The organism is Aeromonas sp. FL131 (genome assembly GCF_049860615.1).
Classification (GTDB): Bacteria; Pseudomonadota; Gammaproteobacteria; order Enterobacterales; family Aeromonadaceae; genus Aeromonas; species Aeromonas hydrophila.
Window position 1 is genome coordinate 2,745,532 of record NZ_CP187595.1, and the last position, 21,766, is coordinate 2,767,297.

Sequence of the window (21,766 nt, forward strand, 5' to 3'; positions counted from 1 at the left end):
CATGATGACCATGCCATTTCACCTGGCAGGGATGGCCCTGCCGATTTCTCCCGAACTGTCTGACTTGCTGCGCAGCGTCGTGCGGGAACAACGGCTCGACCTCACCCACCTCTCGACACTGACTTTTAACTTTCGCAGCCCCGGCTACAGTGCCGAAACAGGTGGCATCCATCCGTTAGAGCTGCGACTGATCCGGGGGTTGCACGGCTGGGTCTTCGATTACATCACTGACTTCAGTTATCAGAGGCTGGGCCAGGATGCCGAGCTCTGCAAGGAACTCGACTTCAACTTCTCTTGCGACAAGCACTATCTGCAGGGCTGGGGACCACTGCCCGGCGTGGAAGCACGGGAACTGTTTACCCTGTGGCAGCGCAATTTCATTAGCTACGCCCAGTTGGGGTATTTCACCGTCACGGTCAGCGGAGATTAGGAGGTGTGTAATGACTAACAAACTGCCGCTCTCCTACTACTCATGCCAGTGGCTAGGGCTGGTCGCCGCCAAAGCCAAGCTGCAACCAACTCGCCAAGGCGAGCGCTGGTTGCTGCATCTCACCCCTGGTAGTCCAAATGCCCGCACCGTCACACTGCATCTGTGCTGGTCTGGCGTGCAGTGGCAACTGTTATCCCTCACCAATGCCGAGGACTGGCACACCATGAGCCAGCCTATAGATGAAATCTGTGTGGACCCTCAGCGTCGCTGTTTCTGGCGCTGTCAGGCAGGTCCAGTCCCGCTCTCTGACCAGCCCCGTGTATTGGGGAGCTTTTTGAGCAACCTGCAGCGCACCTGCATTCATCACGGTTATCGCGTGGAGAGTGACCCCTTACCCCAAGAGGAGGCGCACGATGCCCAAACAACCGATAGCCGTTGAGCTGGAAGATGGCGAGACGCAGGTGGTGCGTGACAGTGGCCTAACCGTACAAGGCACCTGCGTGCAGTGGAAACCAGCGGGCTGGCCTTGGCCACCTGGGTCGCTGACTACGACGCCATCGGTACCGCCTACCAACTGGCGGAACGGCTGAGCGTTGCGCTCGCAGCCCCCTCACCGTGCAGGTCCCCGGCATCGCTGATACCGATGAAGCAGGAACCCACCGCTAGGGAAGGCGTCACCACCCAGGCCAACTGAACTACCTTCAAAGTGAACCAACAACCTCTTTGCATTTAGCCCCGGGATGCCTCGCGCTGCCGGGGTTTTTCTTTTTCTGGAGACCACCATGCGTTACCACAAACTCAAAGCTGGGGAATGCCCCGGCACTTATGTCGTCACCGAGCCGGTGACCGAGCAAGACCTGCTGCGTATCGCCAACCAGATTGCTCGCAAGCGACTGGCCAAAGGCACCGCCATCACCAACACCACCGAGGCCGCCAAGCGGCTGCAAACCCTGCTGCAGGACCGGGAGCACGAAGTGTTTGGCGCACTGTTCCTTGACTCCCAGTATCGCATACTGGCTTTTGAGGAGCTGTTTCGTGGCACTTTGGACAGTACCAGCATCTACCCACGGGAAGTGGTCAAGCGTGCCCTGCGACTCAATTGCGGGGCCATCATCGCAGTCCACAATCACCCCAGCGGTGACCCGGAGCCCAGTCACTCAGACCGGGTCTTCACCCAAGCCCTCAAAGAGGCCTTGGCGCTGGTCGATGTACGATTGCTTGACCATCTGGTGGTCGGTGCCGAGGGAGTCGTCTCGCTGGTCGAGCGAGGTCTGCTATGAACCTTACTTCAGCGAAATCACACCTCACCGCCCTCGATATCCTCATCGAGTTGCGCTGTTGGCTGACAGACAACGTCGAGATGCAAGCAGAACCCACCATCGTGGCTCATCAGCCCAATTGCTACCGGCTCACCCAGGCTGACTGTATCGAGGCCATTGATGCACAGCTCCATCAGCTGCGCCAAGAAGAGACAAACACCATGCGATTACCCAATCCCTATTCTCTGGAGGAAACCCTAGGCAAACTGCGTCATAGCCTGGCAGCCGCCAGCAACGAGGAGGCGTTGACATTGCTGGAGAAGGCCGTCACCAAGGCCTGTGACGACGAGGTTTATGCCAAGCAGTTTGAAGAGACCTTGCCGCGGGGATCCACCATCGAGATCCGTGACTGCCTCAGTTACTTTGGCGACTACTTCGAGCGATCCCGAGACACACCGCCCTATTTCCCGCACCACGATGCCGTCAATGGCATTGATTGTGCATTCTACGCCATCCTGTTCGATGTGGCTCACCCAAGCGCAGTACTGGTGCACGAATAACGCCAGCATCCCCAAACCTGGATCATCAGCGCCACGATCCGGATATCCCGATATCACCTAAAGGGCCACCTCACTGCAGGTGGCCTTTTGCATTTCAAGGAGCTATTACCATGTCTGCCTTCATGATCGACCGCCAGGATTACCTGGCCTTTGCCGTACAGTTGCACCGCTTTTGCAATGCCCCCATGCCACCGCACTACACCCTTGAGTTGCTGCGATCCTTCTGGTGGCTGCCGCCAGCAGGCACGACCAGTACCTGGACGTGGCGGGTTGACCGGTTAGTGCGACTGATGATGCTCGCCAATCGGCGGGCGGTCTGGCATCGCTATCAGCTAGGACGTCAGCAGGAACGCAAGGAACCGCGCCAGCACCGTTCAAACAAGCTGAGTCCGCTTAAACCTGCCCATCATTACCACCAGGAATCGCTCACCGATAGCGAGCTGGTGGCGCTGTACAAATTCACCTGCTGCACCCTGTACCAATCGAGCGAATGGAGTGGGAGCACCGAGCAGGCTCCCCGGCTTGTAAAAGTAATACAGCAGTTGCAGCAGGCGCTGGCGCAAGACGTGCTGACCCGGCTGTCACTGTGGGAGCAAGCACCCTGGGGAGAGATGTAATGGTTCTCTCCATCACCCTGACGGTGACAAGCTCACTATCGAACTCAAGCGCCCACCTGGCTCAGCGCATCGCCGATGACATGGCACACCTGCATCATCGTCTGGGAGATGCGGTGAGCGATGAACTGGGCATCAATATCAGTTATCTGGTCGAACAGTTTGCGCTGCTTGCAGCGGCCTACCGTTCACCAGCTGAAATGGAGAAACAACAATGATTGAGTTCAACGACAGCTTTAGCCAAGCCGCCGTAGCGGAGGCCATGTGTGCCCATTCAGGACTCGCCAAGCTCATCAGTCAGCAGTTGATGCTGCCGGGCTTTGCCTATGCCCACGATGTGGAGGGGCGGCGTATTGCAGGCCCGCTGGTGGCGCCCAACCCGGTGTTGCACAAGACCACGCTCTTTGTCAGCCCACGGGATATGCGTGAGCACCTGCCACGAGAGATTAACTTCGCACGCTTTCGCTGCTCCTGTAATGCAGCGGGTCAGCCGGTCGGTGAGTGGCAACGGGTAATTGTCGGGGCCTACGTCAACCACGGTAGTAATGACAAGCCGGATTGGAGTAGTCACACCTGAGCCACGGCCACCAGCACAAACAAGACCCCATACAACCCCTCACTCCGAGGGGCTGTTTGCATTTTAAGGAAACCCCACCATGCATGACTTACGTGATTACAACACCCTGTCCGCTCGGCAGATCACTGCTGCCATCGGTCAGCTCAACCACAACACCGCCCCGAAGATAATGACCCACTTGGCATTGCGGGCCACACAACCACACTCGCTAGGTAATGGCCGTAGCAGAGCCAAAGCCCTCAAGCTACTGCACCGGGTCAAGAAGGCCCGCAAGGCGGGCTGTATCCCGTTTGAACTCACCGTGACGGGTTGCCGCATCGACCGAGGGAGCCATCAGGCAGACCGCTACTACTACGACCGAACACTACTGGCCCAGGGCTGGCAGCAATACGACACCGAGGAAGATGCATGGTATTTCGGCATCTGGATTCACACAGAGAAGCTCGAAACCTTTACCTACGCCGAAGGGGATACCTGCCATGTGATAGCACCGAACGTCGAGGCGTTTCGCTCTGAACTGGCGCGGCTCTACCAGTACTACCAGCAAGCCCCTGCGTTTATCAGTATCGACCCGGACGTAGGCGTTGTGACCCACCACTTTGAAGCCAAACCGGAGGTGTGAGATGGCAAAGAACATCACTATCAAGGTGCCCGGCAAACATCCGCAAACCGGGGAACACACTACCTTCGAGCCCAAGGGGCAACGCATGGATATCGACATCGGCGGCCAGGCCGTGCCCTTCCTGATTCACGGGAGGGGCATAGAGACGTCGCTCACCCACATCCCGAGCAGCTACCGCATCGCCCTGCTCGGCGGCTGGCTCACAGCGCGTTACGAAATACCTGAAAATAAGCCCAGCAGAACGGCCTGCGCCCAGACTGATTGGTGGCCCAGTACGGCTCACTGCTCTTGCTGGACCGGCTCAATGGCTAGCGGTTATTAATGAGACGACTGACATCGCTCGTTGACACCCCTCCGTCTCGTTTATCCCCAAACAGCATAAAGGGCCAGCCCTCACAGGCTGGCCCTTTGCATCATTGGGGTCACCGAACACAACCTGCCTTATCAACAGGCTCGAGGTGCATCGCGATGCCCCCGAGCATAACAGGCTGCATCTGCTCAACCTATGGCCATGCCCCATCCCACATGTCCTGCCACACACATTCACATTCCTGAGATCCAAGCTTTCACACTGCCTTCCAGCATCAGCTGGGGTCTGCCGCATGAGATCTCACCACGCTTTGGCGATCGTCTGATACAGAGCCGCTACCGATTCGATTTTTTATCCGAGCGAACCAGTCTGATCGGCAAATAGACTAAAGGAAATATAGATAGGCTCGACAATGCCTTTGCAGTCATTATCAAACAACTGGAGACCAAGTTACTGGCCGGTGAACTGGACGCCCAACGTCAGCAATGCATCACAATCAAGCATGATGGGGTCCCCTGTGAAGCTGATACCTTCTGCAGCCATAGTTACCTCTATATCGTAATTGGCTCTATTGAGTAATATTATTTCAATTGTTCTCATCCATTCATGGCATTAATACACATATTTGAGCTCATCCAAGTAATTGGTATCCATTTTGAGAAACAATCCAAGCAAGTGTGCACTGGCGCCATAAAAGCCAAACTGGTCGGCAGCGCGACAGGCGCTTTCGAACTTGTCGAACCACCCCAGCAGGTGGCCGTGCAGCAGCGCTTCCTGCTCGTCGAGCCAGCGTTCCCGCTCGGCCGCGCTCTTGGCTTCCGCCGCGCGGATGATGAGATTGCCCATCAGATCCAGCTCGATGGCCAGATGATCCGCAGGCTCTTTGTATTTATCGCTGACATTGATACCAAGGCGATCGAGGCGGGCTTGCATCTCGGTCATCGGGGCCTGCATCAGCAACTTGGCCTCGCCGCGGTAGAGCGATTCGTAGGGCAGGGCGCCCTGTTTGGGATCCACCAGAAACAGGCCGGCGAAGTCGGCGGCCAGTTCCAGCTGGCGATCCGGGCGCACCAGCAGGCGCGCGATGGCGTCGTTGAGTTCGGCCACGGCTTCGCGCATTGGATCCTGGGTGGAGAGGCTTTTCAGGAAGCTTCGTACATCATAGGTGTCATATTCGGCGATCTGCTCATCACTGAGCTCGGCGGCGAACAGGGTGGAGAACCACCAGTAGAGTTCGGCCCGGCGTTCGCTGGTAGCCATAAATTCCTGCATTTTTCCTCCGTGGATGGCAATCAGGAGCCATAGAGGCTCCCGATTCTAACGACGTTAAAAATAAAGAAAACTCAAGGGGGCGCTTTCGTCCCTTTGGGGTCAGAGTGCCGGGAACATGGGGTCGATGCCCTTGGCAGATTCCGGCGCGCCGAAGGCAGTGACGGCGGGAGCCTGTCCGCGGAACTTCTCGATCTCCACCAGCGCGGTATGGGCCGTGGTGGCCTGCGCCAGGCTGGAGGAGCCGATGTCGGCAGTCAGCACGTTGGGATCGCCGTAGGTACAGAGCGTACCTACTTTGCCGCCTTCTTGCGGACCATACCAGGCACCTTCCTGAATGCGTACCACGCCGGGGGCGTAATCATCGCTTACCACCAGACCAGCCAATACCTGACCGCGGCCGTTGAATACCCGCACCAGATCGCCGTCCTTGAGGCCACGGGATTTGGCATCCTGTGGATTCATATAGACTGGCTCGCGACCCTGTACCGTGTAGGTGGCGCGGTAGTTGTCGGAGGAGCAGAGCTGGCTGTGCAGCCGCTTGTCCGGGTGGCAGGATTGCAGGTGCAGCGGATACTGTTTGCTGCCCGGCCCGCCGTGAGAGCGCTCGTAGGGCTCGATCCAGACCGGGTGACCCGGACAATCCCCATAGCCGTAGTCAGCGATGGTCTTGGAGTAGATCTCGATAAGGCCGGACGGGGTGCCGAGCGGTTCTAGATCCGGCTCCTGACGGAACGACTCGTGGCGTACCCAGGGTTGGCCCGCCGGGAAGGTGACGAAGCCTTCCCCGTGCCAGAACTGGCTGAAACGGGGCAGACGAATGCCGATGCCGCGGCCCTGCAGGCGGGCGTCGTCATAGATGCTCTGGATCCACTCCAGCTTGCTCTTGCCACCGGTGAACTCGGCCTCGCGACCGAAGCGACGGCAGAGATCGGCGAAGATGTCGTAGTCATCACGCGCCTCGAACAGCGGCTCCACTACCTTGTACATGGCCAGAATGCCCGCATTGGAGTGGGAGCCCCACTGTTCGATGTCATCGCGCTCATAGGTGGTGGTGGCGGGCAGCACGATATCGGCGAAGCGGCAGCTGGCGGTCCACTGGTGGTCAATGCTGACCACGGTTTCCAGCTTGCGCCAGGCGGCGACCATCTTGTTGCGATCCTGCTGGTGGTGGAACGGGTTGTTGCCGCAGAACACCGCCATCTTCATGTGGGGGTAGGTGATGGTCTGGCCGTTGAAGGCGATCTGCTTGCCCGGATTGAGGATGCAGTCGACGAAACGGGCCACCGGAATGAATTTGGAGTAGCCCTTCCAGTCGCCGTCATGGCGCGGCTTGACCCCGGGGATGACCGAGCTGAAACCGGACATGATGGGGCCGCTGGAGGTGATGGTGCCCGCCCCGTTGTAGTGCCAGCCAAAGCCGTAACCGCCCCCCGGCAGGCCGATCTGGCCAATCATCGAGGCCAGTACCACCAGCATCCAGGCGTACTGCTCGCCGTGGTGCATGCGCTGCACACACCAGCCGCCGATGAGCTGGGTGCGGCCGCTGCTCATGGCGCGGGCCAGCTCGCGGATGGTCTCGGCTGGTACGCCACAGATGGCGGCGGCCCACTCGGCATCCTTTACCTGACCATCGCTGGTGCCCAGCAGGTAGGGCAAGAACTTGTCAAAGCCGGTGGTGTAGTCTTTCAGGAACGCCTCGTCGTGGCGCTTCTCGCTGTAGAGGGTGTGGGCGATGCCCAGCATTAGCGGCACATCGGTCTGCGGATTCAGGGTCACCTGATCGCAGTTGAGGTATTTCTGGGTCTTGGATTTGACCGGATCGACGCTGATCACCCGGATCTCGCCCTTGGCCACCTTCTCTTTGAGCTGCGCCCAATAGTCGTAGACGCTGTGATCCGGCACCAGCCAGCCCACTTGCAGGTTCTTGATGGGATCGGAGCCCCAGATAACGATGGTCTTGCTGTGCTCCAGCACCAGCGGCCAAGAGGTCTGCTGCTCATACACCTCCATGGCGCCCGCCACGTGGGGCAGGATTACCTGGGCGGCACCGGTGGAGTAGTCACCGGCCTTGGCCAGATAGGTGCCGTGCAGGTTCATGGCGCGTCCCAGCATGGCACCAGCTGAGTGCAGTTTGCCCACTGACTGCCAGCCAGAGTGACCGGCATAGAGGGCGCTCGGACCATAGGTCTTCTGCACCCGCTCCAGCTCGTGATAGAAAAAATCGAGCGCCTGTGACCAGGTGACCCGAACAAAGCGGTTCTGGCCGCGTTCGCTGGTGTCGGACTGGTGGCCCTTGCGCAGCCAGTCCAGTCGCACCATGGGGTAGCGGATGCGGGAGGGGTTGTAGACCACTTCACTCAAGGCCTTGAGCATCTCGGTCGGATGCTTGTCATGCTCGAACGGCAGGGTCTCGACCCAGCGGCCATCGACCACCCGGGCGCGGAAGGCGCCCCAGTGGGAGCCGGACTGCACCAGTTTTTCGCCGGACTCGGCGGCCATCACGGCGCGACCGAGCAGGGAGGGGCCGATCAGGGCAGAGGCACCGCTGGCCAGCAAGCCACCCAGAAAACCACGACGGGAAATATTGATCATCTTGTTATTCCTCTTTCGAATCCGGACTTAGTGGCTGCCCTGACCACCGGTATCGGCGGCATGGTTTTGCAGGTATTTGAGCAGGGTGCGCTCCTCTTCCTTGCTCAGGCGATAGTAGGCAGACATCGCCTTGAGTCCCGAGATCCAGCCGTTGGCAGTGAAGTGAGCGGGATCCGGCGCGCCGTGGCAGGAGTTGCAGGTGGATTTGTACATCTCGCCGGCGTAATCCCAGATCGGTTTGAGCGAGGATTCAAAGCCCTTGCCATCGACCCAAGCCTGCACCTGAACCTGTTCCCACTTGATATGGGTGGCGCTGTCGGTCTCCTGCTTGAGCACTTTCTCGCTCGCTTTCAGTTCGTCACGGATGGTGGCGACGAAGACCCGCTTGCCCATGTATTCGCTCAGCACCCGGCCCTTGCCGTCGCTCTCGCGCCACCCTTCGATGGTCACCTTGAGGCGATCGCCGCTGCGGTCTACGACGTCGATGCGGGAGGCTGGCAGCAGTTTGCCGACCGGGTCGGTGCTCTGTTCGCTGGCATAGAGATCTTTTTCACCCAAGTTGTAGAGGGTCTCGGCGGCTGGCGCCTCTTGCGCGTCGTTGACCAAGGTGGCGTAAGTGGCCCGGAAGCCACCCGCCATGTTGGGCAGTTCGTGGGCGATCCCCTTGTGGCACTCGATGCAGTTCATGTTCTTCGCCGCCGCATCTTTCATCGCCAGCGCTGCTGCCGGGGACTGCTTGGCGTGATCCATGTTGTCGTAGCTGTGGCAGGACTTGCAGGTCTTGGAGTTCTGGCTGCTCATCCGAGCCCACACCTTCTCGGCCAGATGCAGGCGCCGGTCCTCGAACTTCTCCTGGGTGTCGATGCTGTGGCCTATGTACTCCTGATAGAGGTCGTTGGCTGCCTCCATCTTGCGGGCCACCTTGCCGACAAAGTCCTTCGGCTGGTGACAGTCGGTACAGACCGCCTGTACCCCGGAGGCATTCTTGAAGTGGATGGACTCCTTGTACTCCGGATAGACGGTGTCTTTCATGGAGTGGCAGGAGATACAGAATTCGAGGCTGCTGGTTTTCTCAAAACCATAGTGCAGGCCGACGGTGCCCGCGAGGGTGACGCCGACGCCCACCAGAAGTAGCGCCAGTACCGACCAGCGACGGCTGGGGGTGCGCAGGAAGTGCCACAGTTTTTTCATCATGCTCTCTCACATCACTTTTTTGATGGGAGCCATGATAGGGAGGTGTTGTGAACAGGGTTACCGCCACAAATTAATGAAATAGGGGTATTTATGACAAAATGTGAATAGAATAATCCTCCCTTGTCGACCTTCGTGAACCCTGCCCATGAGCTACCACATTCTGGTTGTTGAAGATGATGCGGTGACCCGCGAGAAGCTGACCGGCTATTTCGAGCGGGAGGGTTATCGGGTGACTGCGGTCGAAAACGGCCAGGAGATGCGCGCCGTGCTGGCGGAACAGACGGTCGATCTGGTGATGCTGGATATCAATCTGCCGGGGGAAGATGGTCTGCTGCTAACCCGTGAACTGCGGGCGCGCAGCACGGTGGGGATCATTCTGGTCACCGGCCGCAGTGATGCGGTGGACCGGATTGTCGGCCTCGAGATGGGGGCCGACGACTATGTCACCAAGCCGTTCGAGCTCAGGGAACTGCTGGTGCGGGTCAAGAATCTGCTGTGGCGGATCTCGCTGTCGGCCGCCGCGCCGAGCGAGCCTGCGGTCGTTGACGATGCGGTGCGCTTCGGCCCCTGGCGTTTTGACATTCCCCGCCGCCAGCTCAGCAAGGATGGGGTGCCGGTGCGTCTGACCAAGGCTGAATATGAAGTGCTGGTGGCCTTTGTCGCCCATGCCGGGCGGGTGCTCAGTCGGGAGCGGATCCTGACTCTCATCAGCCATCGTGGCGATGGCCCGAGCGATCGTACCATAGACGTGTTGATCCGGCGGCTGCGCGGCAAGATGGAAGTAGATCCGCGAGATCCCCAGCTGTTTGTCACCATCCACGGTGAAGGCTATCTGTTTGCCGGCGAGATAGCCTCCTGACCCCGTTGCGGTGGCCTTGGCCTGTTTGGCCGGGTATCAGACCGGCGGGCGAGTTTCAAATTGCGGGCAGTCGTCGCCAATCTGGTGCCAGGGGGCCTTGGAGCCGACAAAGATGTGAAACGCGGGCCGCTGGCTCGGCACATCGTCCAGCACCCCGAGGCGCAGGTTGATCTTGCCGCTGCTGCTCTTCTGGCTGAACAGGCTGGAGCCGCAGTGACGACAGAAGGCCAGGGTGGTCTCTGCCGATTTCCGGTAGCGGCCGATGGCCTCTTCCCCCTTCACTATGGTGACCTTGTTGCCATCCAGTCCGCCGACCGAGGCGTAATCACCCCCTGAAAACTTGCGGCATTCGCTGCAGTGGCAGTTCCCCATATAGTCGAACTGATCCGGCAGGGTCAGGGCGACGGCGCCGCACAGGCAGCTGGCATGTAACTCTTTCATCTCTTCTCCTTGAGTGTGCTAATCGGATTTTGGACGGCTATTCGACCCGATAAACGGGACGAAAAGCGCCATCCGAGAGGGAATCGGCGGGATCAGCCAGTGGTGCAGACAGCGTCAGAATGGGTGGCCCCATCACCCGCGGGCACTGCTCGGCACTGGCATCAGGGTGTTGCAGCAGGCAGGCCGCCTGAGCCACTGCAAGGCGCCCCTGCAGCCGCATCTGATCGCTGTTGGCGGCCAGGATTTTGCCCCGGCGCAAGCCCCGCTGTACGCCGTGGCTGAAGTAAGTGCTCAGCACCTGGGGCCTGTCGAGATGGCGCTGTGCCAGCTCGTTGACCGCCACTTCGGCGGCGATGGCGCCCCCCACCAGATAGTCGAGGTCGGAATAGCGGGCCAGCATCTTCTGCACCAGGGTACGCTGGATTTCCCGGCTGTTGTCGCCGCGCTCGGTGGTGACCAGCTTGATGGCGCTCCCCTTGATGGCATCGGCAAAGCCCGGCTCGACGAAGTTGTTGCCGCCGCTCGCTTGCGGGCCGGGGAAGAGGGCGACCGAGACCGGTTTGCTGCCTGCGGGGTGGCGCTGCGCCAGCCAGTGGCCAATCTGCCACCCCATCTGGTACCAGGAGACCCCCACCTTCGCCTGCACCAGACCGCTGGGTAGATCGTTGACCAACCCAAAGACCGGCAGCGGCGTGACCTTGATTGCCTCGCGCAAGCCCTGATAGCTCACCGCGCCGAGCAAGATGGCGTCGCTCCCTTCCTGCACGCAGCGCTGCAACTGCTGGCGCTGCTCGGCGAGGGCGCCATAGCCCCCCGCTTCATGGATCTGCAACTTGACTCCCAGCCGCTTCGCCTCGTCCACCATGCCCTGATTGACCGAGAGCCAGTAGGCGTCGCGCAGATGGGGGTAGAGGGCACAGAGGGTCAGTGGTTTGGTTGCGGCGGCGGGTTCCGGCCACTGCTGGCGTACCGGTTGGCCGCTGAATTCACCGCTGGGCCAGAGATCCACCGCAAAGGCGAGAGTGGCTCGGGGAAGCATTAGCAACCAGATCAGCAACAACGGGGAGAGATAGACGCTTCGCATGGTCAGAGGTTTTGTTAAAGTGTTGGGCCATATTATCCGGTCAAAGCCGACCACAACCAAGGGACTTACCGTGAGAATCTTTTCCGGCCTGGGTGGCAAGTTGCTGCTGGCCTTCTCCCTGATGGCATTACTCACACTGAGTGCCTCCCTGCTGGGTTGGGTGGGGCTTAGCCATCTGCGCCAGCTGGAGCAAGGGGTGCAGCAGACTCTGGCCGACCAGGAGCTGGCGCGCACGCTCTCTCGTCTCAGCAGCGAGGTCCAGAGCGCGTCGCGGCTGCTGGCCACCGCGACCAGCGAGCAGGAGCGGGAGCATCAGGGGCGCTTGCTCACCCTGCAGGGACAACAGCTACAACAGGTACTGGCACAACTTGGCCGTGGGCAGGGTTCAACAAGCCTCGATCAGCTCAGTCAGAGCATCATCGGCAATCTGGGTCAGCAGGGCTGGCTGGTGGGAGAGCGCCTGACCCTGATGACGCAGGGGGAGGCGCAGCGGGCCCGTCTGGTGGCGGCGGCCGGACAGATTGCCGAGCTGGCACGCAGCCAGATGGAGAACGCCGAAACCGTGATGGTGGCGGGATTGGGTTCCCTCTACCAACAGCAAGGCGTGCAGGCGGCCCGGACGCTGGACCGCCTGCTGGAGCAGGATCTCGACTGGCAGGAGCAGATGACCGAGCTGCGTCATCGCACCCTGATGCAGCAACAGCGCATCGAAGAGATGTGGCGCAGCGATCGACAAGAACAATTGCAAACGCTATTGCAAGAGGGGCTGCGGGAGTTGGCCATCTTGCAACTGCGGGCCGGAGCGGTGACCGATCCGGCTCGCCGGCAGGCGGTGGAACAGGCGCTGACCGTGCTGGCGCAGAGCGACAAGCTGGTGCAACTGCGCAGTGACTGGCTCGGCAAGGGGGAGGCGCTGCAGGTGCTGGCCAATGCCAATGAAGCCCTGATGAGCAGCCTCAACCAGCAGGTCGGTGAGCTGGTCAGCCGTGCCCGCGATTCGCTGGGGCAGAGCCAGCAGGCGTTAAGTCAGCGCCTCAGGCTACTGGAGCAGGCGCTGATGGGCATTGGCCTGTTTACGCTGGTACTGCTGATGCTGTTGATGTGGCGCATGGTCTATGGCCGGATCGTCTGGCCGCTGCAACGGGCGGTGGCGGGGATGAGCCGGTTGGCGCGCGGAGATCTGGCTCCCCTTGAGCCGATCGCCAGCACCGGGCGTGATGAGCTGGCGGAGCTGGGACGGGCCCTGCAGGTGTTTCGTGACAATGCGGTGGAGCTGGGCCGCTATCAGCGAGAGCTGGAGTCGTGGGTCGAGGAGCGCACAGGCCAGCTCAGCCACGCCAACGAGCGGCTCAATGAGGAGGTGGAGAAGCAGCGGCAGGCCCGCGCCGAGGCCGAGCAGGCCAACCGGGCCAAGTCGGTGTTTCTCGCCACCATGAGCCACGAGATCCGCACCCCCATGAACGGCATTCTGGGCGGTCTGACGCTGCTGGAAGATACCCACCTCAGCGAGCCCCAGCAGCGCTATCTGGCCGCCATCGAGCATAGCGGCGAATCCCTGCTGGAGATCCTCAACGACATTCTCGACTACTCCAAGATCGAGGCAGGCCATGTGGAGGCACGCCGTGAACCCTTCCCCCTGTTCCAGCTGGTGAATGAGCTCAGCGCGTTGTTTCGGCCAAAGGCAGCGGCCAAGGGGGTCACCCTGGCGCTGGAATATGCACCCGAGCTGGCGCCTGTGGTCGAGGGGGATCTGGGCAAGCTGCGGCAGGTGCTCGGTAACTTACTCGGCAATGCAGTCAAGTTTACCGCCCGTGGCCAGATTACCCTGATGGTAGCGCCGCTTGTCTGCCAAGGCCCTTGCGCCGAGCCCTGCATCCGCTTCGTGGTGCGCGATACCGGCCCCGGCATTCCGGCCGATGAACAGGAGGCGGTGTTCGAGGCGTTTCACCAGCGCAAGCGCGATATGGGCCATCAGGGCGGCACCGGGCTGGGACTGGCGATCAGCCGCAAGCTGGTGGCCGCCATGGGGGGCGAGCTTATCCTAGCTAGCGAACCGGGCAAGGGGAGTGAATTCAGCTTCAGCCTACCCTTGCAACGCTCGAGCGCCCAGCTGCCTGCCGAGGCGCAACCGCTGCACCTTGGTCAGTCCCGCGACATCCTGCTGGTGGAGGATAACGAGATCAACCGGTTGGTGGCGCACGGCATGCTGACCCGCCTCGGCCATCGCGTCACCCTGGCGGAGGATGGTCGCAGCGCGCTGGCGCTGGTGACCGAGCGCCCCTTCGAGCTGGCGCTGCTCGATATCAACCTGCCCGATATGGACGGGATGACCCTGCGCGAGGATCTGGCTGCCATCAGTGAAGAGATGCATGAGCGCCCGTTGCCTGCAATCGCCATCTCGGCCCAGATGTATCCGGAGGATATCCGCCGCTGCCTTGCAGCCGGGTTTGTCGATTTTGTCGGCAAGCCGGTGCGGCTGGCCGCATTGGCAACAGCCATTGTTCGTCAGTTTCAGGATAAGAGTTTACCACAGGCCAAAATGGCGCCGGTCGAGACCAATCCTATGAGGCACTGGAACATCAATCCAGTGTTGGATACCGACTTGCCTCTGCTCGGTATGGTGAAAATAAGGGAACTCATCGAGTTATTTGAAACACAAGGTACGATTATTATTGCTGAAATTATAGCAAGCGAGCCTAAAGAACGGGCATCGCTGATACACAAACTTAAAGGAAGCGCCTTAAGCCTTGGTCTTGATATGTTTGCGAAACATTGCTCAGACTTAGAATCAGCTATTGGAAATCCTGTCGAACTGGAAACAACATTTAAAGTAGCCGTCAGAAACTTAGAATGTTGGCTCGAAGCAAATCATGAAGCCCCATAAATTAGGCTATGTCCCAATTACGTGTTGCATGGGGCGCCCCAGCGCCTCATGCAAGCAACGTGAGATATTCACTTCCCGCCCATAGCGCTCCAACATCCTGCGCCAACCCAGATAATTCCTCAGATAGTGGGTCGCTACCCCATGGAACCGCTCCATCCACTCCTTCAATCGCCTGTGGTACCCGTTCACATGTTGGATGTGATATGCACCCACCACCCGCTCTCCTGCACGATTGCGCACCACTTGGTGTGTTATCCCCAGTCCCTCGCTGAAACTCGCATACACCCCCGGCACCATCGCTGCACAGGACGGCATACGGGGCGATAAGCGGCTGAAGCACCGCCTTCACTTGCCCTGGCATTCAGCCGTTCCAACTGGAAGTCAGCCAGGTGGCCTGCTCGGTCTTGCACCACCATGACTGGGATGTAATCCAGCCCTGTCCCCCGGGTACGGCCTTTGTCTCCACGATGGCGGGCCGGGCGGGGTAATCCGGCTGTCCTTTGAACGACTCAAAAGTGTCTAGAGAGGCCGGGGCGATTCACAACGCCAGCAGTGCATTACTACACAACACTAAGGGTTCACTTCAGGATTGGCGGGCTTTCTCATGCAGGCAGGCGTTCTCAGGCGGCGACCAGCGACTCCAGATCGCGCCGGCTCAGGCGCTTGCTGTCCACCTTCACATAGACGGAGCGATCCGAAGCGGCCAGCAGCACGTCACTCACCCCGTCGCAGGCGCGGATCTTCTGCTCGAGCACCGCGTCGGCCGCCACCCCTTCCGGCAACACGATGCGCAGGCTGCTCACATAGGGGGGCTCGGCCATGGTCAGGCTGACCCCGAGCCAGACCAGGGCCAGCGCGGCGCAGCCGCCAAACACCAGGGCGCCGCCGCCCAGGCTGTAGAGCAGGCCGCCGAGGCTGCCACCGATGGCCACCCCGATGAACTGGCTGGTGGAGTAGATCCCCATGGCGGTGCCCTTGTAGCCGGGGGGCGACTCCTTGCTGATCAGAGAGGGCAGCAGCGCCTCCATCACGTTGAAACCGATGAAGAAGATCTGCAGGCCGGCGAGCAGGCCCCACAGCTGCAGGCCGCTTTGCCAGAGCACCAGCTCGGCAACGAGCATCACCAGCACGCAGATCTGGAACACCCGCTTCATCTTTCTGCGCTTCTCGGCATAGATGATGAACGGCACCACGCTGACGAAGGCGATCAGCATGGTGACCAGATAAGCCTGCCACTGGCTGTCACGGGGCAAGCCGGCGCGCTCCAGCAGCGGTGGCAGCGCCACGAAGCTCGACATCAGCAGGGTGTGCACGCAGAGGATGCCGAAGTTGAGCTTGAGCAGGCGCGGGTTGGTCAGTACGGTGCGCATTCCCCCCTTCACCATGCCGGACTCGCGGTTGAGCAGGTGGCCGCTCGGGGTCGGCACCAGCCAGAGAGTGACGGCGATGCCTCCCAGCGCCAGCAGCGCGATCAGCCAGAACAGGCCGGAGAGCCCCAGCGCATGGGTGATCAGGGGGCCGGTCACCATGGCGATGGCGAAGGTGATGCCAAAGCTCACCCCGATGAAGGCCATCGCCTTGGTGCGGTTCTGCTCGCGGGTGAGATCCGACAAGAGCGCCATCACGGCAGCGGAGATGGCGCCGCTCCCCTGCAGGGCACGGCCGAGGATCACGCCCCAGATGGAGTGGGTCAGCGCCGCGATCACGCTGCCGAGGGCAAACATCAGCAGGCCGCCGACGATAAGAGGCTTGCGGCCCACCTTGTCGGAGAGCAGGCCGAACGGGATCTGGAACAGCGCCTGGGTCATGCCGTAGATGCCGATGGCCAGGCCGATGAGCGCCTCGGAGGCCCCCGCCAGCGACATGCCGTAGGTGGTCAGCACCGGCAGCACCATAAACATGCCGAGCATGCGCAGCGAGAAGACGGAACCGAGCGCCCAGGTGGCACGGCGCTCGCCCCTCGTCATGGTGAAATCATTCATGATGGCCTCGATAGGTCAGGGAAAAGGAAGACTCAAGGGGTGGCCGACACGCGCCATGCCACACCCGACAGAGGGGAAAAGTGCCCGACGGGGCGGCCCCATAATAACAGAGCCGGGAAGGTTCCCGGCTCTGGATTTCATGCATTTAGGGGCACAACTCACACTATCAGGGCAGCATGCTCACCAGCACCGCAGGCTCGGCCTCCGGCTGGAAGTCCACCGACATCATCACGCTGAGGCAGGTGATGGTGACGATGGAGAACATGAACAGCTTGCGTGCCCAGAGGGAGTCATCCACCGCCGCCTTGTAGCCAGACAGCGCCATCCCCAGCCACCAGACGCTGACCGCGGTAGCCACCACCAGATACTTGTAGCCGGCGTAACCGCCGAGGAACAGCATCAGGGTCGGCACCATGAAGGCCAGGATGTAGAGGGTGATGTGGAGCTTGGCCACCGGGATCCCCTTCACCACCGGCAACACCGGGATGTTGGCCGCCTGGTAATCCTTGAAGCGGAAAATGGCGATCGCATAGGAGTGCGGCATCTGCCACAGGCTGAAGATCGCCAGCAGGATCAGTGCCCCCGAGTCGAACTGACCGCTCACCGCGCAGTAGCCGATGACCGGCGGCGCGGCGCCGGAGAGGCTGCCGACCAGGGTGCCGTAGACCGAGTGACGCTTCATGTAGAGGCTGTAGACCCCCACATAGACAATGAAGCCCAGCACCGCCAGCAGGGCGGCCAACGGATTGGCCGCAAAGTAGAGCAGTGCAATGCCCGCAATGCCGAGCGCGGTGGCGTACCAGAGCGATACGCCGGGGGCGATCAGACCCTTCACCAGAGCACGGTTCTTGGTGCGCTCCATGATGCAGTCGATGTCCCGGTCGATGTAGTTGTTGAACACGCAACCGGAGGCGACCACCAGTGATACACCAGCCATGGTCAGAATGAACAGGGGCACATCCAGGCTCCCCTTGGAGGCCAGCAGGAATCCTCCGATAACCGAGATGAGGTTACCGAAGATGATGCCCGGCTTGGTCACTTGCAGGTATTGCTTCATCATCATTGCCAACCTGCTCAGTGAACCATCATGTTGATGTTGAGGTTGTACATGATCCACAGGGAACCCACGACCACGATGGCGATGATGAGCACGGTAAAGATCAGTGCCACCAGGTTCCAGCGCTCCTCGGACGAGGTGTTCATGTGCAGGAAGTAGACCAGGTGCACGAAGATCTGCACCACCGCCATGCCGACCACGGTGGCCAGCACAGTGGTGTGGGAAGCGGAGCCGTCCATCACCATCCAGAACGGCACCGCAGTCAGGATCAGGGACAGCACGAAGCCGATCAGGTAGCTCTTGGCGCTGCCGTGGCTGGCGCCGTGATTGTCAACGGAATGGCTCATTACATGACCCCCATCAGATAGACCACGGTGAAGACGCAGATCCACACTACGTCGAGGAAGTGCCAGAACAGGCTCAGGCACATCAGACGAGTACGGTTGCGATCGGTCAGCCCCTTCTTGGCGACCAGCACCATCAGCACGATGATCCAGACAAGGCCGCTGGTCACGTGGATACCGTGGGTGCCCACCAGGGTGAAGAAGGCAGAGAGGAAGCCACTGCGATCCGGACCGTAGCCCTCGGCAATCAGGTGATGGAATTCATAGATCTCCATCGCGATGAAGCCGGCGCCGAACAGGAAGGTGATGAACAGCCAGGTGTTGACCGCCGCTACCTTGTTCTTGTTCATGGCCAGCATGCCGAAGCCGAAGGTGATGGAGCTCAGCAGCAGCAGCATGGTTTCGGCAAACACGAACGGCAATTCGAAGATGTCCTTGCCGCTCGGACCGCCGGCAGTGCCGTTGACCAGGACCGCATAGGTCGCGAACAGGGTCGCGAACAGGATGCAGTCACTCATCAGGTAGATCCAGAAGCCGAATACCTTGTTGGCACCGGCATCATGGTGCCCATCCTCATGGGCACCCTGGGTGTGATGTAGAACGTCAGTCGCCATGGAATTAAGCCACCTTGTTGATATTTTCAAAATGCTGACGCTCGATCCGCTCGATCTCGTCAACCTGCACGTAGTAGTCCACGTCATCGTTGAAGCTGTGGATGATCCAGGTGGCGATCATGCCGACGAAGCCGGCGATGGCCATCCACCAGATGTGCCAGATCATGGCAAAGCCGAACACCACGCTGAAGGCGGCGATGATGACGCCGGCACCGGAGTTTTTCGGCATGTGGATCGGGTCATAGTGCTTGGGCTGCTGATAAGCGGAACCGTCCTGCTTGGCTTCCCAGAACGCATCCAGTCCCTTGATCTTCGGCTCGATGGCGAAGTTGTAGAAGGGGGGCGGCGAGGAAGTGGACCACTCCAGGGTACGACCGCCCCAGGGATCGCCGGTCAGGTCGCGGTTCTTCTCGCGGTCGCGGATGCTGACCACGATCTGGATCACCTGGCACAGTACGCCCAGCGCAATCAGGCCGGCGCCGCAGGCAGCCACCACCAGCCAGCCGTGGAACTCGGGATCGATGTTCTGGCTGACGCGACGGGTCATGCCCATGAAGCCCAGTACGTAGAGCGGCATGAAAGCGACGAAGAAGCCGGTGATCCAGCACCAGAAGGCACGCTTGCCCCAGGTGTCATCCAGCTTGAAGCCGAACGCCTTGGGGAACCAGTAGGTGATACCGGCGAAGCAACCGAACACCACGCCGCCGATGATGACGTTGTGGAAGTGGGCGATCAAGAACAGGCTGTTGTGCAGCACGAAGTTGGCGGCCGGCACTGAGAGCAGTACCCCGGTCATGCCACCCACGGTGAAGGTGATGATGAAACCGACGGTCCACAGCATGGGTGAGGTGAACTCGATGCGACCGCGGTACATGGTGAACAGCCAGTTGAAGATCTTCACCCCGGTCGGGATGGAGATGATCATGGTGGTGATGCCGAAGAAGGCATTCACGTTGGCGCCCGACCCCATGGTAAAGAAGTGGTGCAGCCAGACGATGAAGGAGAGCACGGTAATGGCGATGGTCGCCCACACCAGCGAGGTGTAACCGAACAGCTTCTTCTTGCAGAAGGTCGCCACCACTTCGGAGAAGATCCCGAAGACCGGCAGTACCAGGATGTACACCTCGGGGTGACCCCAGGCCCAGATCAGGTTGATGTACATCATCATGTTGCCACCCATGTCATTGGTAAAGAAATGGGTACCCAGGTAACGGTCTGCGGTGAGCAGGGCGATGGTGACGGTCAGGATCGGGAAAGAGGCGATGATCAGCACGTTGGCGCACAGGGCGGTCCAGGTGAACACCGGCAGGCGCATCATGGTCATGCCAGGGGCGCGCATCTTGATGATGGTGGCGAAGAAGTTCACCCCGGTCAGCAGGGTCCCCAGACCCGAGATCTGCAGACTCCAGATCCAGTAATCGACCCCGACCCCCGGACTGAACTCCAGCCCCGACAAGGGCGGATAGGCCAGCCAGCCGGTCTGGGCGAATTCACCAACCCCGAGGGAGACGTTGATCAGCACCACGGCCGCGGCGGTGAACCAGAAGCTCAGGTTGTTCAAGAAGGGGAAGGCGACGTCACGGGCACCGATCTGCAGCGGCACCACTATGTTCATCAGACCGATCACCAGCGGCATGGCCACGAAGAAGATCATGATGACGCCGTGGGCGGTGAAGATCTGGTCGTAGTGGTGCGGTGGCAGTATGCCCTCGCCGCCAGCCGAGGCCATGACCTGCTGGGTACGCATCATCACTGCATCGGCAAAGCCGCGCAGCAGCATCACCATGCCGAGGATGAGATACATGATACCGAGGCGTTTGTGGTCCACCGAGGTGAGCCACTCTTTCCACAGATATTGCCACTTGCCGAAATAGGTGATGAGCCCGGCGACGGCCAGGCCCCCCAGAATGATACCGGCTATCGTGACCATGATGATGGGTTCATGGTACGGAATAGCGTCGAGTGTTAATTTTCCAAACATCAGTTAGTACCCGCTTTCACAGTCTTGTCGGCCGGCATGTGGCCGGCGTGGTCCATCTGCTCGCCCTGGGCCTCATGGTGCATGGCGTCGCCGTGCGCCATGTCTGCGTGGTTCATGGAGGCGTCATGCTCCATCCCCTCGTGGCTCATGGACTCGTCATGGGACATCGCGGCCTGCTTTTCGCCGTGTTGCATGGCGGCGTGCTCGCCGTGCTTCATGTCACCCATGAACTTGTTGATGATGTTGACGAACAGCTTGGGATCGGCGCTGGCGAAATACTCCACCGGGTGGTTTTCGCTCTTCTTGGCCAGGGCATTGAACTCATCCATGGTGTTGAGCGCCTTGGAGGAGGCCTTCACCTTGGCAACCCAGGCGTCGAAACCGGCTTGATCCTGCGTCGCAATGGCGTTGAACTTCATGCCTGAGAAACCGGCGCCGCTGTAGCCACCCGAGATGCCCTTGTACTGGCCTGCCTCGTTGGCGATCAGGTGCAGTTTGGTCTGCATGCCCGCCATGGCGTAGATCTGGCCGCCCAGCTGGGGAATGAAGAAGGAGTTCATCACGGTGTCGGAAGTCACCCGGAAATTGACCGGGGTGTTGACCGGGAATGCCAGCTCGTTGACCGAGGCGATGCCCAGTTCCGGATAGACAAACAACCATTTCCAGTCAAGGGAGATGACATCGACCTGGATCGGTTTCACCTCGGATTCCAACGGTTTGTAGGGATCCAGAGAATGGGAGGTTTTCCAGGTGATCACCGCCAGGATGGCGATAATGATGACAGGTACGGTCCAGACGACCGCTTCAATCTTGTTGGAGTGGGCCCAGTCCGGTGCATAGGTGGCCTTGGTGTTGGACGCTCGGTATTTGTAAGCGAACGCCACCGCCATCACGATCACCGGCACCACCACAATCAGCATCAAGCCGAGTGCGGTCAGTATCAGTGACTTCTGCTCCAGACCAACTTGTCCCTTGGGGCTCATCAGAGCCATGTCGCAGCCGCTCAGCAAGCCGGCAGTCGCGAGCAACAGCAAAGCGCCCAAGCCCCTCTTTACATCAAAAGGTCTCATGCAATGTCCTCATCTTCGCA

The 21,766-nt window shown here is 60.2% G+C and carries 22 protein-coding genes and 2 pseudogenes; 12 read left to right on the forward strand and 12 right to left on the reverse strand.

From position 1 onward, the window contains the following. The first annotated feature begins 4 nt into the window (after nt 1–4). The 10 genes and pseudogenes from ACPW75_RS12665 (at nt 5) to ACPW75_RS12710 (ending at nt 4,951) form a co-directional block, all read left to right on the forward strand. Nucleotides 5–430: a DUF2787 family protein gene (locus ACPW75_RS12665; RefSeq protein WP_016351410.1), complete on the forward strand. Its 426-nt coding sequence runs from the start codon at nt 5–7 to the stop codon at nt 428–430. 10 nt (nt 431–440) lie between these two features. Beyond that, nucleotides 441–869, forward strand: coding sequence for a hypothetical protein (locus ACPW75_RS12670; protein WP_016351411.1), 429 nt, complete (start codon nt 441–443; stop codon nt 867–869). 343 nt (nt 870–1,212) lie between these two features. Then, on the forward strand, nt 1,213–1,710 hold the full coding sequence (gene radC, locus ACPW75_RS12675) for a RadC family protein (protein WP_016351413.1): 498 nt from the start codon (nt 1,213–1,215) through the stop codon (nt 1,708–1,710). Then, a complete protein-coding gene (locus ACPW75_RS12680) occupies nt 1,707–2,249 on the forward strand; it encodes a hypothetical protein (protein WP_016351414.1) in 543 nt (180 codons plus the stop codon). Before radC ends, ACPW75_RS12680 begins: the two co-directional genes overlap by 4 nt. Nucleotides 2,250–2,359: 110 nt before the next feature. Next, entirely contained in the window at nt 2,360–2,866 is a 507-nt protein-coding gene (locus ACPW75_RS12685) for a hypothetical protein (RefSeq protein WP_016351415.1), read from the forward strand. After that, on the forward strand, nt 2,866–3,081 hold the full coding sequence (locus ACPW75_RS12690; RefSeq protein WP_016351416.1) for a hypothetical protein: 216 nt from the start codon (nt 2,866–2,868) through the stop codon (nt 3,079–3,081). Before ACPW75_RS12685 ends, ACPW75_RS12690 begins: the two co-directional genes overlap by 1 nt. Next, nucleotides 3,078–3,440, forward strand: a complete 363-nt coding sequence (locus ACPW75_RS12695; protein ID WP_016351417.1) for a hypothetical protein — start codon at nt 3,078–3,080, stop codon at nt 3,438–3,440. Before ACPW75_RS12690 ends, ACPW75_RS12695 begins: the two co-directional genes overlap by 4 nt. Before the next feature lie 79 nt (nt 3,441–3,519). After that, nucleotides 3,520–4,062, forward strand: a complete 543-nt coding sequence (locus ACPW75_RS12700) for a hypothetical protein (protein WP_016351418.1) — start codon at nt 3,520–3,522, stop codon at nt 4,060–4,062. Nucleotide 4,063: 1 nt separating this feature from the next. Continuing rightward, the gene (locus ACPW75_RS12705) at nt 4,064–4,384 is read left to right on the forward strand and encodes a hypothetical protein (RefSeq protein ID WP_113994567.1); all 321 of its coding nucleotides are present in this window, start codon (nt 4,064–4,066) and stop codon (nt 4,382–4,384) included. Between the two features lie 189 nt (nt 4,385–4,573). Further along, a pseudogene (locus ACPW75_RS12710) lies at nt 4,574–4,951 on the forward strand (type IV toxin-antitoxin system YeeU family antitoxin). 33 nt (nt 4,952–4,984) lie between these two features. Here the strand turns inward: ACPW75_RS12710 and torD are convergent. The 3 genes from torD to torC form a co-directional block, all read right to left on the reverse strand. Then, nucleotides 4,985–5,644 (reverse strand): molecular chaperone TorD, encoded by a 660-nt coding sequence (gene torD, locus ACPW75_RS12715; protein WP_024945044.1) that lies wholly within the window; start codon nt 5,642–5,644, stop codon nt 4,985–4,987. A gap of 99 nt (nt 5,645–5,743) precedes the next feature. Then, nucleotides 5,744–8,236, reverse strand: coding sequence for a trimethylamine-N-oxide reductase TorA (gene torA, locus ACPW75_RS12720; protein ID WP_113994566.1), 2,493 nt, complete (start codon nt 8,234–8,236; stop codon nt 5,744–5,746). Between the two features lie 27 nt (nt 8,237–8,263). Continuing rightward, the gene (gene torC / locus ACPW75_RS12725) at nt 8,264–9,430 is read right to left on the reverse strand and encodes a pentaheme c-type cytochrome TorC (RefSeq protein WP_005343495.1); all 1,167 of its coding nucleotides are present in this window, start codon (nt 9,428–9,430) and stop codon (nt 8,264–8,266) included. Between the two features lie 145 nt (nt 9,431–9,575). Here torC and torR point away from each other — a divergent pair, with 145 nt between their 5' ends. Beyond that, the gene (gene torR / locus ACPW75_RS12730; protein WP_016351422.1) at nt 9,576–10,289 is read left to right on the forward strand and encodes a two-component system response regulator TorR; all 714 of its coding nucleotides are present in this window, start codon (nt 9,576–9,578) and stop codon (nt 10,287–10,289) included. Between the two features lie 36 nt (nt 10,290–10,325). Here the strand turns inward: torR and ACPW75_RS12735 are convergent, their stop codons facing one another. Together ACPW75_RS12735 and torT are read right to left on the reverse strand one after the other, a co-directional pair. Then, entirely contained in the window at nt 10,326–10,730 is a 405-nt protein-coding gene (locus ACPW75_RS12735; RefSeq protein ID WP_016351423.1) for a GFA family protein, read from the reverse strand. Between the two features lie 37 nt (nt 10,731–10,767). Beyond that, nucleotides 10,768–11,814 carry a TMAO reductase system periplasmic protein TorT gene (gene torT / locus ACPW75_RS12740; protein ID WP_024945047.1) on the reverse strand — a complete coding sequence of 349 codons (1,047 nt, stop codon included), beginning with the start codon at nt 11,812–11,814 and terminating at the stop codon, nt 10,768–10,770. A gap of 70 nt (nt 11,815–11,884) precedes the next feature. Here torT and torS point away from each other — a divergent pair, with 70 nt between their 5' ends. Further along, entirely contained in the window at nt 11,885–14,698 is a 2,814-nt protein-coding gene (gene torS, locus ACPW75_RS12745; RefSeq protein WP_113994565.1) for a TMAO reductase system sensor histidine kinase/response regulator TorS, read from the forward strand. Between the two features lie 6 nt (nt 14,699–14,704). On the opposite strand, the pseudogene ACPW75_RS12750 reads toward torS, so the two are convergent. The 7 genes and pseudogenes from ACPW75_RS12750 to cyoA all read right to left on the reverse strand — a co-directional run. After that, nucleotides 14,705–15,209: pseudogene (locus ACPW75_RS12750) on the reverse strand (IS1595 family transposase); the annotation flags it as partial. Between the two features lie 109 nt (nt 15,210–15,318). Beyond that, nucleotides 15,319–16,680, reverse strand: a complete 1,362-nt coding sequence (locus ACPW75_RS12755) for an MFS transporter (RefSeq protein ID WP_113994564.1) — start codon at nt 16,678–16,680, stop codon at nt 15,319–15,321. A 166-nt stretch (nt 16,681–16,846) separates the two neighbouring features. Further along, nucleotides 16,847–17,743: a heme o synthase gene (gene cyoE, locus ACPW75_RS12760; RefSeq protein WP_005302932.1), complete on the reverse strand. Its 897-nt coding sequence runs from the start codon at nt 17,741–17,743 to the stop codon at nt 16,847–16,849. A gap of 11 nt (nt 17,744–17,754) precedes the next feature. After that, entirely contained in the window at nt 17,755–18,084 is a 330-nt protein-coding gene (locus ACPW75_RS12765; RefSeq protein ID WP_005302933.1) for a cytochrome o ubiquinol oxidase subunit IV, read from the reverse strand. Then, nucleotides 18,084–18,695, reverse strand: coding sequence for a cytochrome o ubiquinol oxidase subunit III (locus tag ACPW75_RS12770; protein WP_077097612.1), 612 nt, complete (start codon nt 18,693–18,695; stop codon nt 18,084–18,086). The genes ACPW75_RS12765 and ACPW75_RS12770 overlap by 1 nt, the downstream gene beginning before the upstream one ends. Nucleotides 18,696–18,699: 4 nt before the next feature. Continuing rightward, a complete protein-coding gene (gene cyoB / locus ACPW75_RS12775) occupies nt 18,700–20,676 on the reverse strand; it encodes a cytochrome o ubiquinol oxidase subunit I (protein ID WP_041217880.1) in 1,977 nt (658 codons plus the stop codon). Further along, nucleotides 20,676–21,746 carry a cytochrome o ubiquinol oxidase subunit II gene (gene cyoA / locus ACPW75_RS12780; RefSeq protein ID WP_081398611.1) on the reverse strand — a complete coding sequence of 357 codons (1,071 nt, stop codon included), beginning with the start codon at nt 21,744–21,746 and terminating at the stop codon, nt 20,676–20,678. The genes cyoB and cyoA overlap by 1 nt, the downstream gene beginning before the upstream one ends. Nucleotides 21,747–21,766: the final 20 nt, after the last annotated feature.

Bases quoted from the DNA above. Each gene is read 5' to 3' on its own strand.
- ACPW75_RS12770 (WP_077097612.1), bottom strand. From the start codon at position 18,695: ATGGCGACTGACGTTCTACATCACACCCAGGGTGCCCATGAGGATGGG.
- ACPW75_RS12690 (WP_016351416.1), top strand. From the start codon at position 2,866: ATGGTTCTCTCCATCACCCTGACGGTGACAAGCTCACTATCGAACTCA.
- torA (WP_113994566.1), bottom strand. From the start codon at position 8,236: ATGATCAATATTTCCCGTCGTGGTTTTCTGGGTGGCTTGCTGGCCAGC.
- ACPW75_RS12665 (WP_016351410.1), top strand. From the start codon at position 5: ATGACCATGCCATTTCACCTGGCAGGGATGGCCCTGCCGATTTCTCCC.
- cyoA (WP_081398611.1), bottom strand. From the start codon at position 21,746: ATGAGACCTTTTGATGTAAAGAGGGGCTTGGGCGCTTTGCTGTTGCTC.
- ACPW75_RS12685 (WP_016351415.1), top strand. From the start codon at position 2,360: ATGTCTGCCTTCATGATCGACCGCCAGGATTACCTGGCCTTTGCCGTA.
- ACPW75_RS12700 (WP_016351418.1), top strand. From the start codon at position 3,520: ATGCATGACTTACGTGATTACAACACCCTGTCCGCTCGGCAGATCACT.
- ACPW75_RS12695 (WP_016351417.1), top strand. From the start codon at position 3,078: ATGATTGAGTTCAACGACAGCTTTAGCCAAGCCGCCGTAGCGGAGGCC.
- torT (WP_024945047.1), bottom strand. From the start codon at position 11,814: ATGCGAAGCGTCTATCTCTCCCCGTTGTTGCTGATCTGGTTGCTAATG.
- ACPW75_RS12765 (WP_005302933.1), bottom strand. From the start codon at position 18,084: ATGAGCCATTCCGTTGACAATCACGGCGCCAGCCACGGCAGCGCCAAG.
- ACPW75_RS12755 (WP_113994564.1), bottom strand. From the start codon at position 16,680: ATGAATGATTTCACCATGACGAGGGGCGAGCGCCGTGCCACCTGGGCG.
- ACPW75_RS12670 (WP_016351411.1), top strand. From the start codon at position 441: ATGACTAACAAACTGCCGCTCTCCTACTACTCATGCCAGTGGCTAGGG.
- ACPW75_RS12735 (WP_016351423.1), bottom strand. From the start codon at position 10,730: ATGAAAGAGTTACATGCCAGCTGCCTGTGCGGCGCCGTCGCCCTGACC.
- cyoE (WP_005302932.1), bottom strand. From the start codon at position 17,743: ATGATGATGAAGCAATACCTGCAAGTGACCAAGCCGGGCATCATCTTC.
- torR (WP_016351422.1), top strand. From the start codon at position 9,576: ATGAGCTACCACATTCTGGTTGTTGAAGATGATGCGGTGACCCGCGAG.
- ACPW75_RS12680 (WP_016351414.1), top strand. From the start codon at position 1,707: ATGAACCTTACTTCAGCGAAATCACACCTCACCGCCCTCGATATCCTC.
- ACPW75_RS12705 (WP_113994567.1), top strand. From the start codon at position 4,064: ATGGCAAAGAACATCACTATCAAGGTGCCCGGCAAACATCCGCAAACC.
- radC (WP_016351413.1), top strand. From the start codon at position 1,213: ATGCGTTACCACAAACTCAAAGCTGGGGAATGCCCCGGCACTTATGTC.
- torC (WP_005343495.1), bottom strand. From the start codon at position 9,430: ATGATGAAAAAACTGTGGCACTTCCTGCGCACCCCCAGCCGTCGCTGG.
- torD (WP_024945044.1), bottom strand. From the start codon at position 5,644: ATGCAGGAATTTATGGCTACCAGCGAACGCCGGGCCGAACTCTACTGG.
- cyoB (WP_041217880.1), bottom strand. From the start codon at position 20,676: ATGTTTGGAAAATTAACACTCGACGCTATTCCGTACCATGAACCCATC.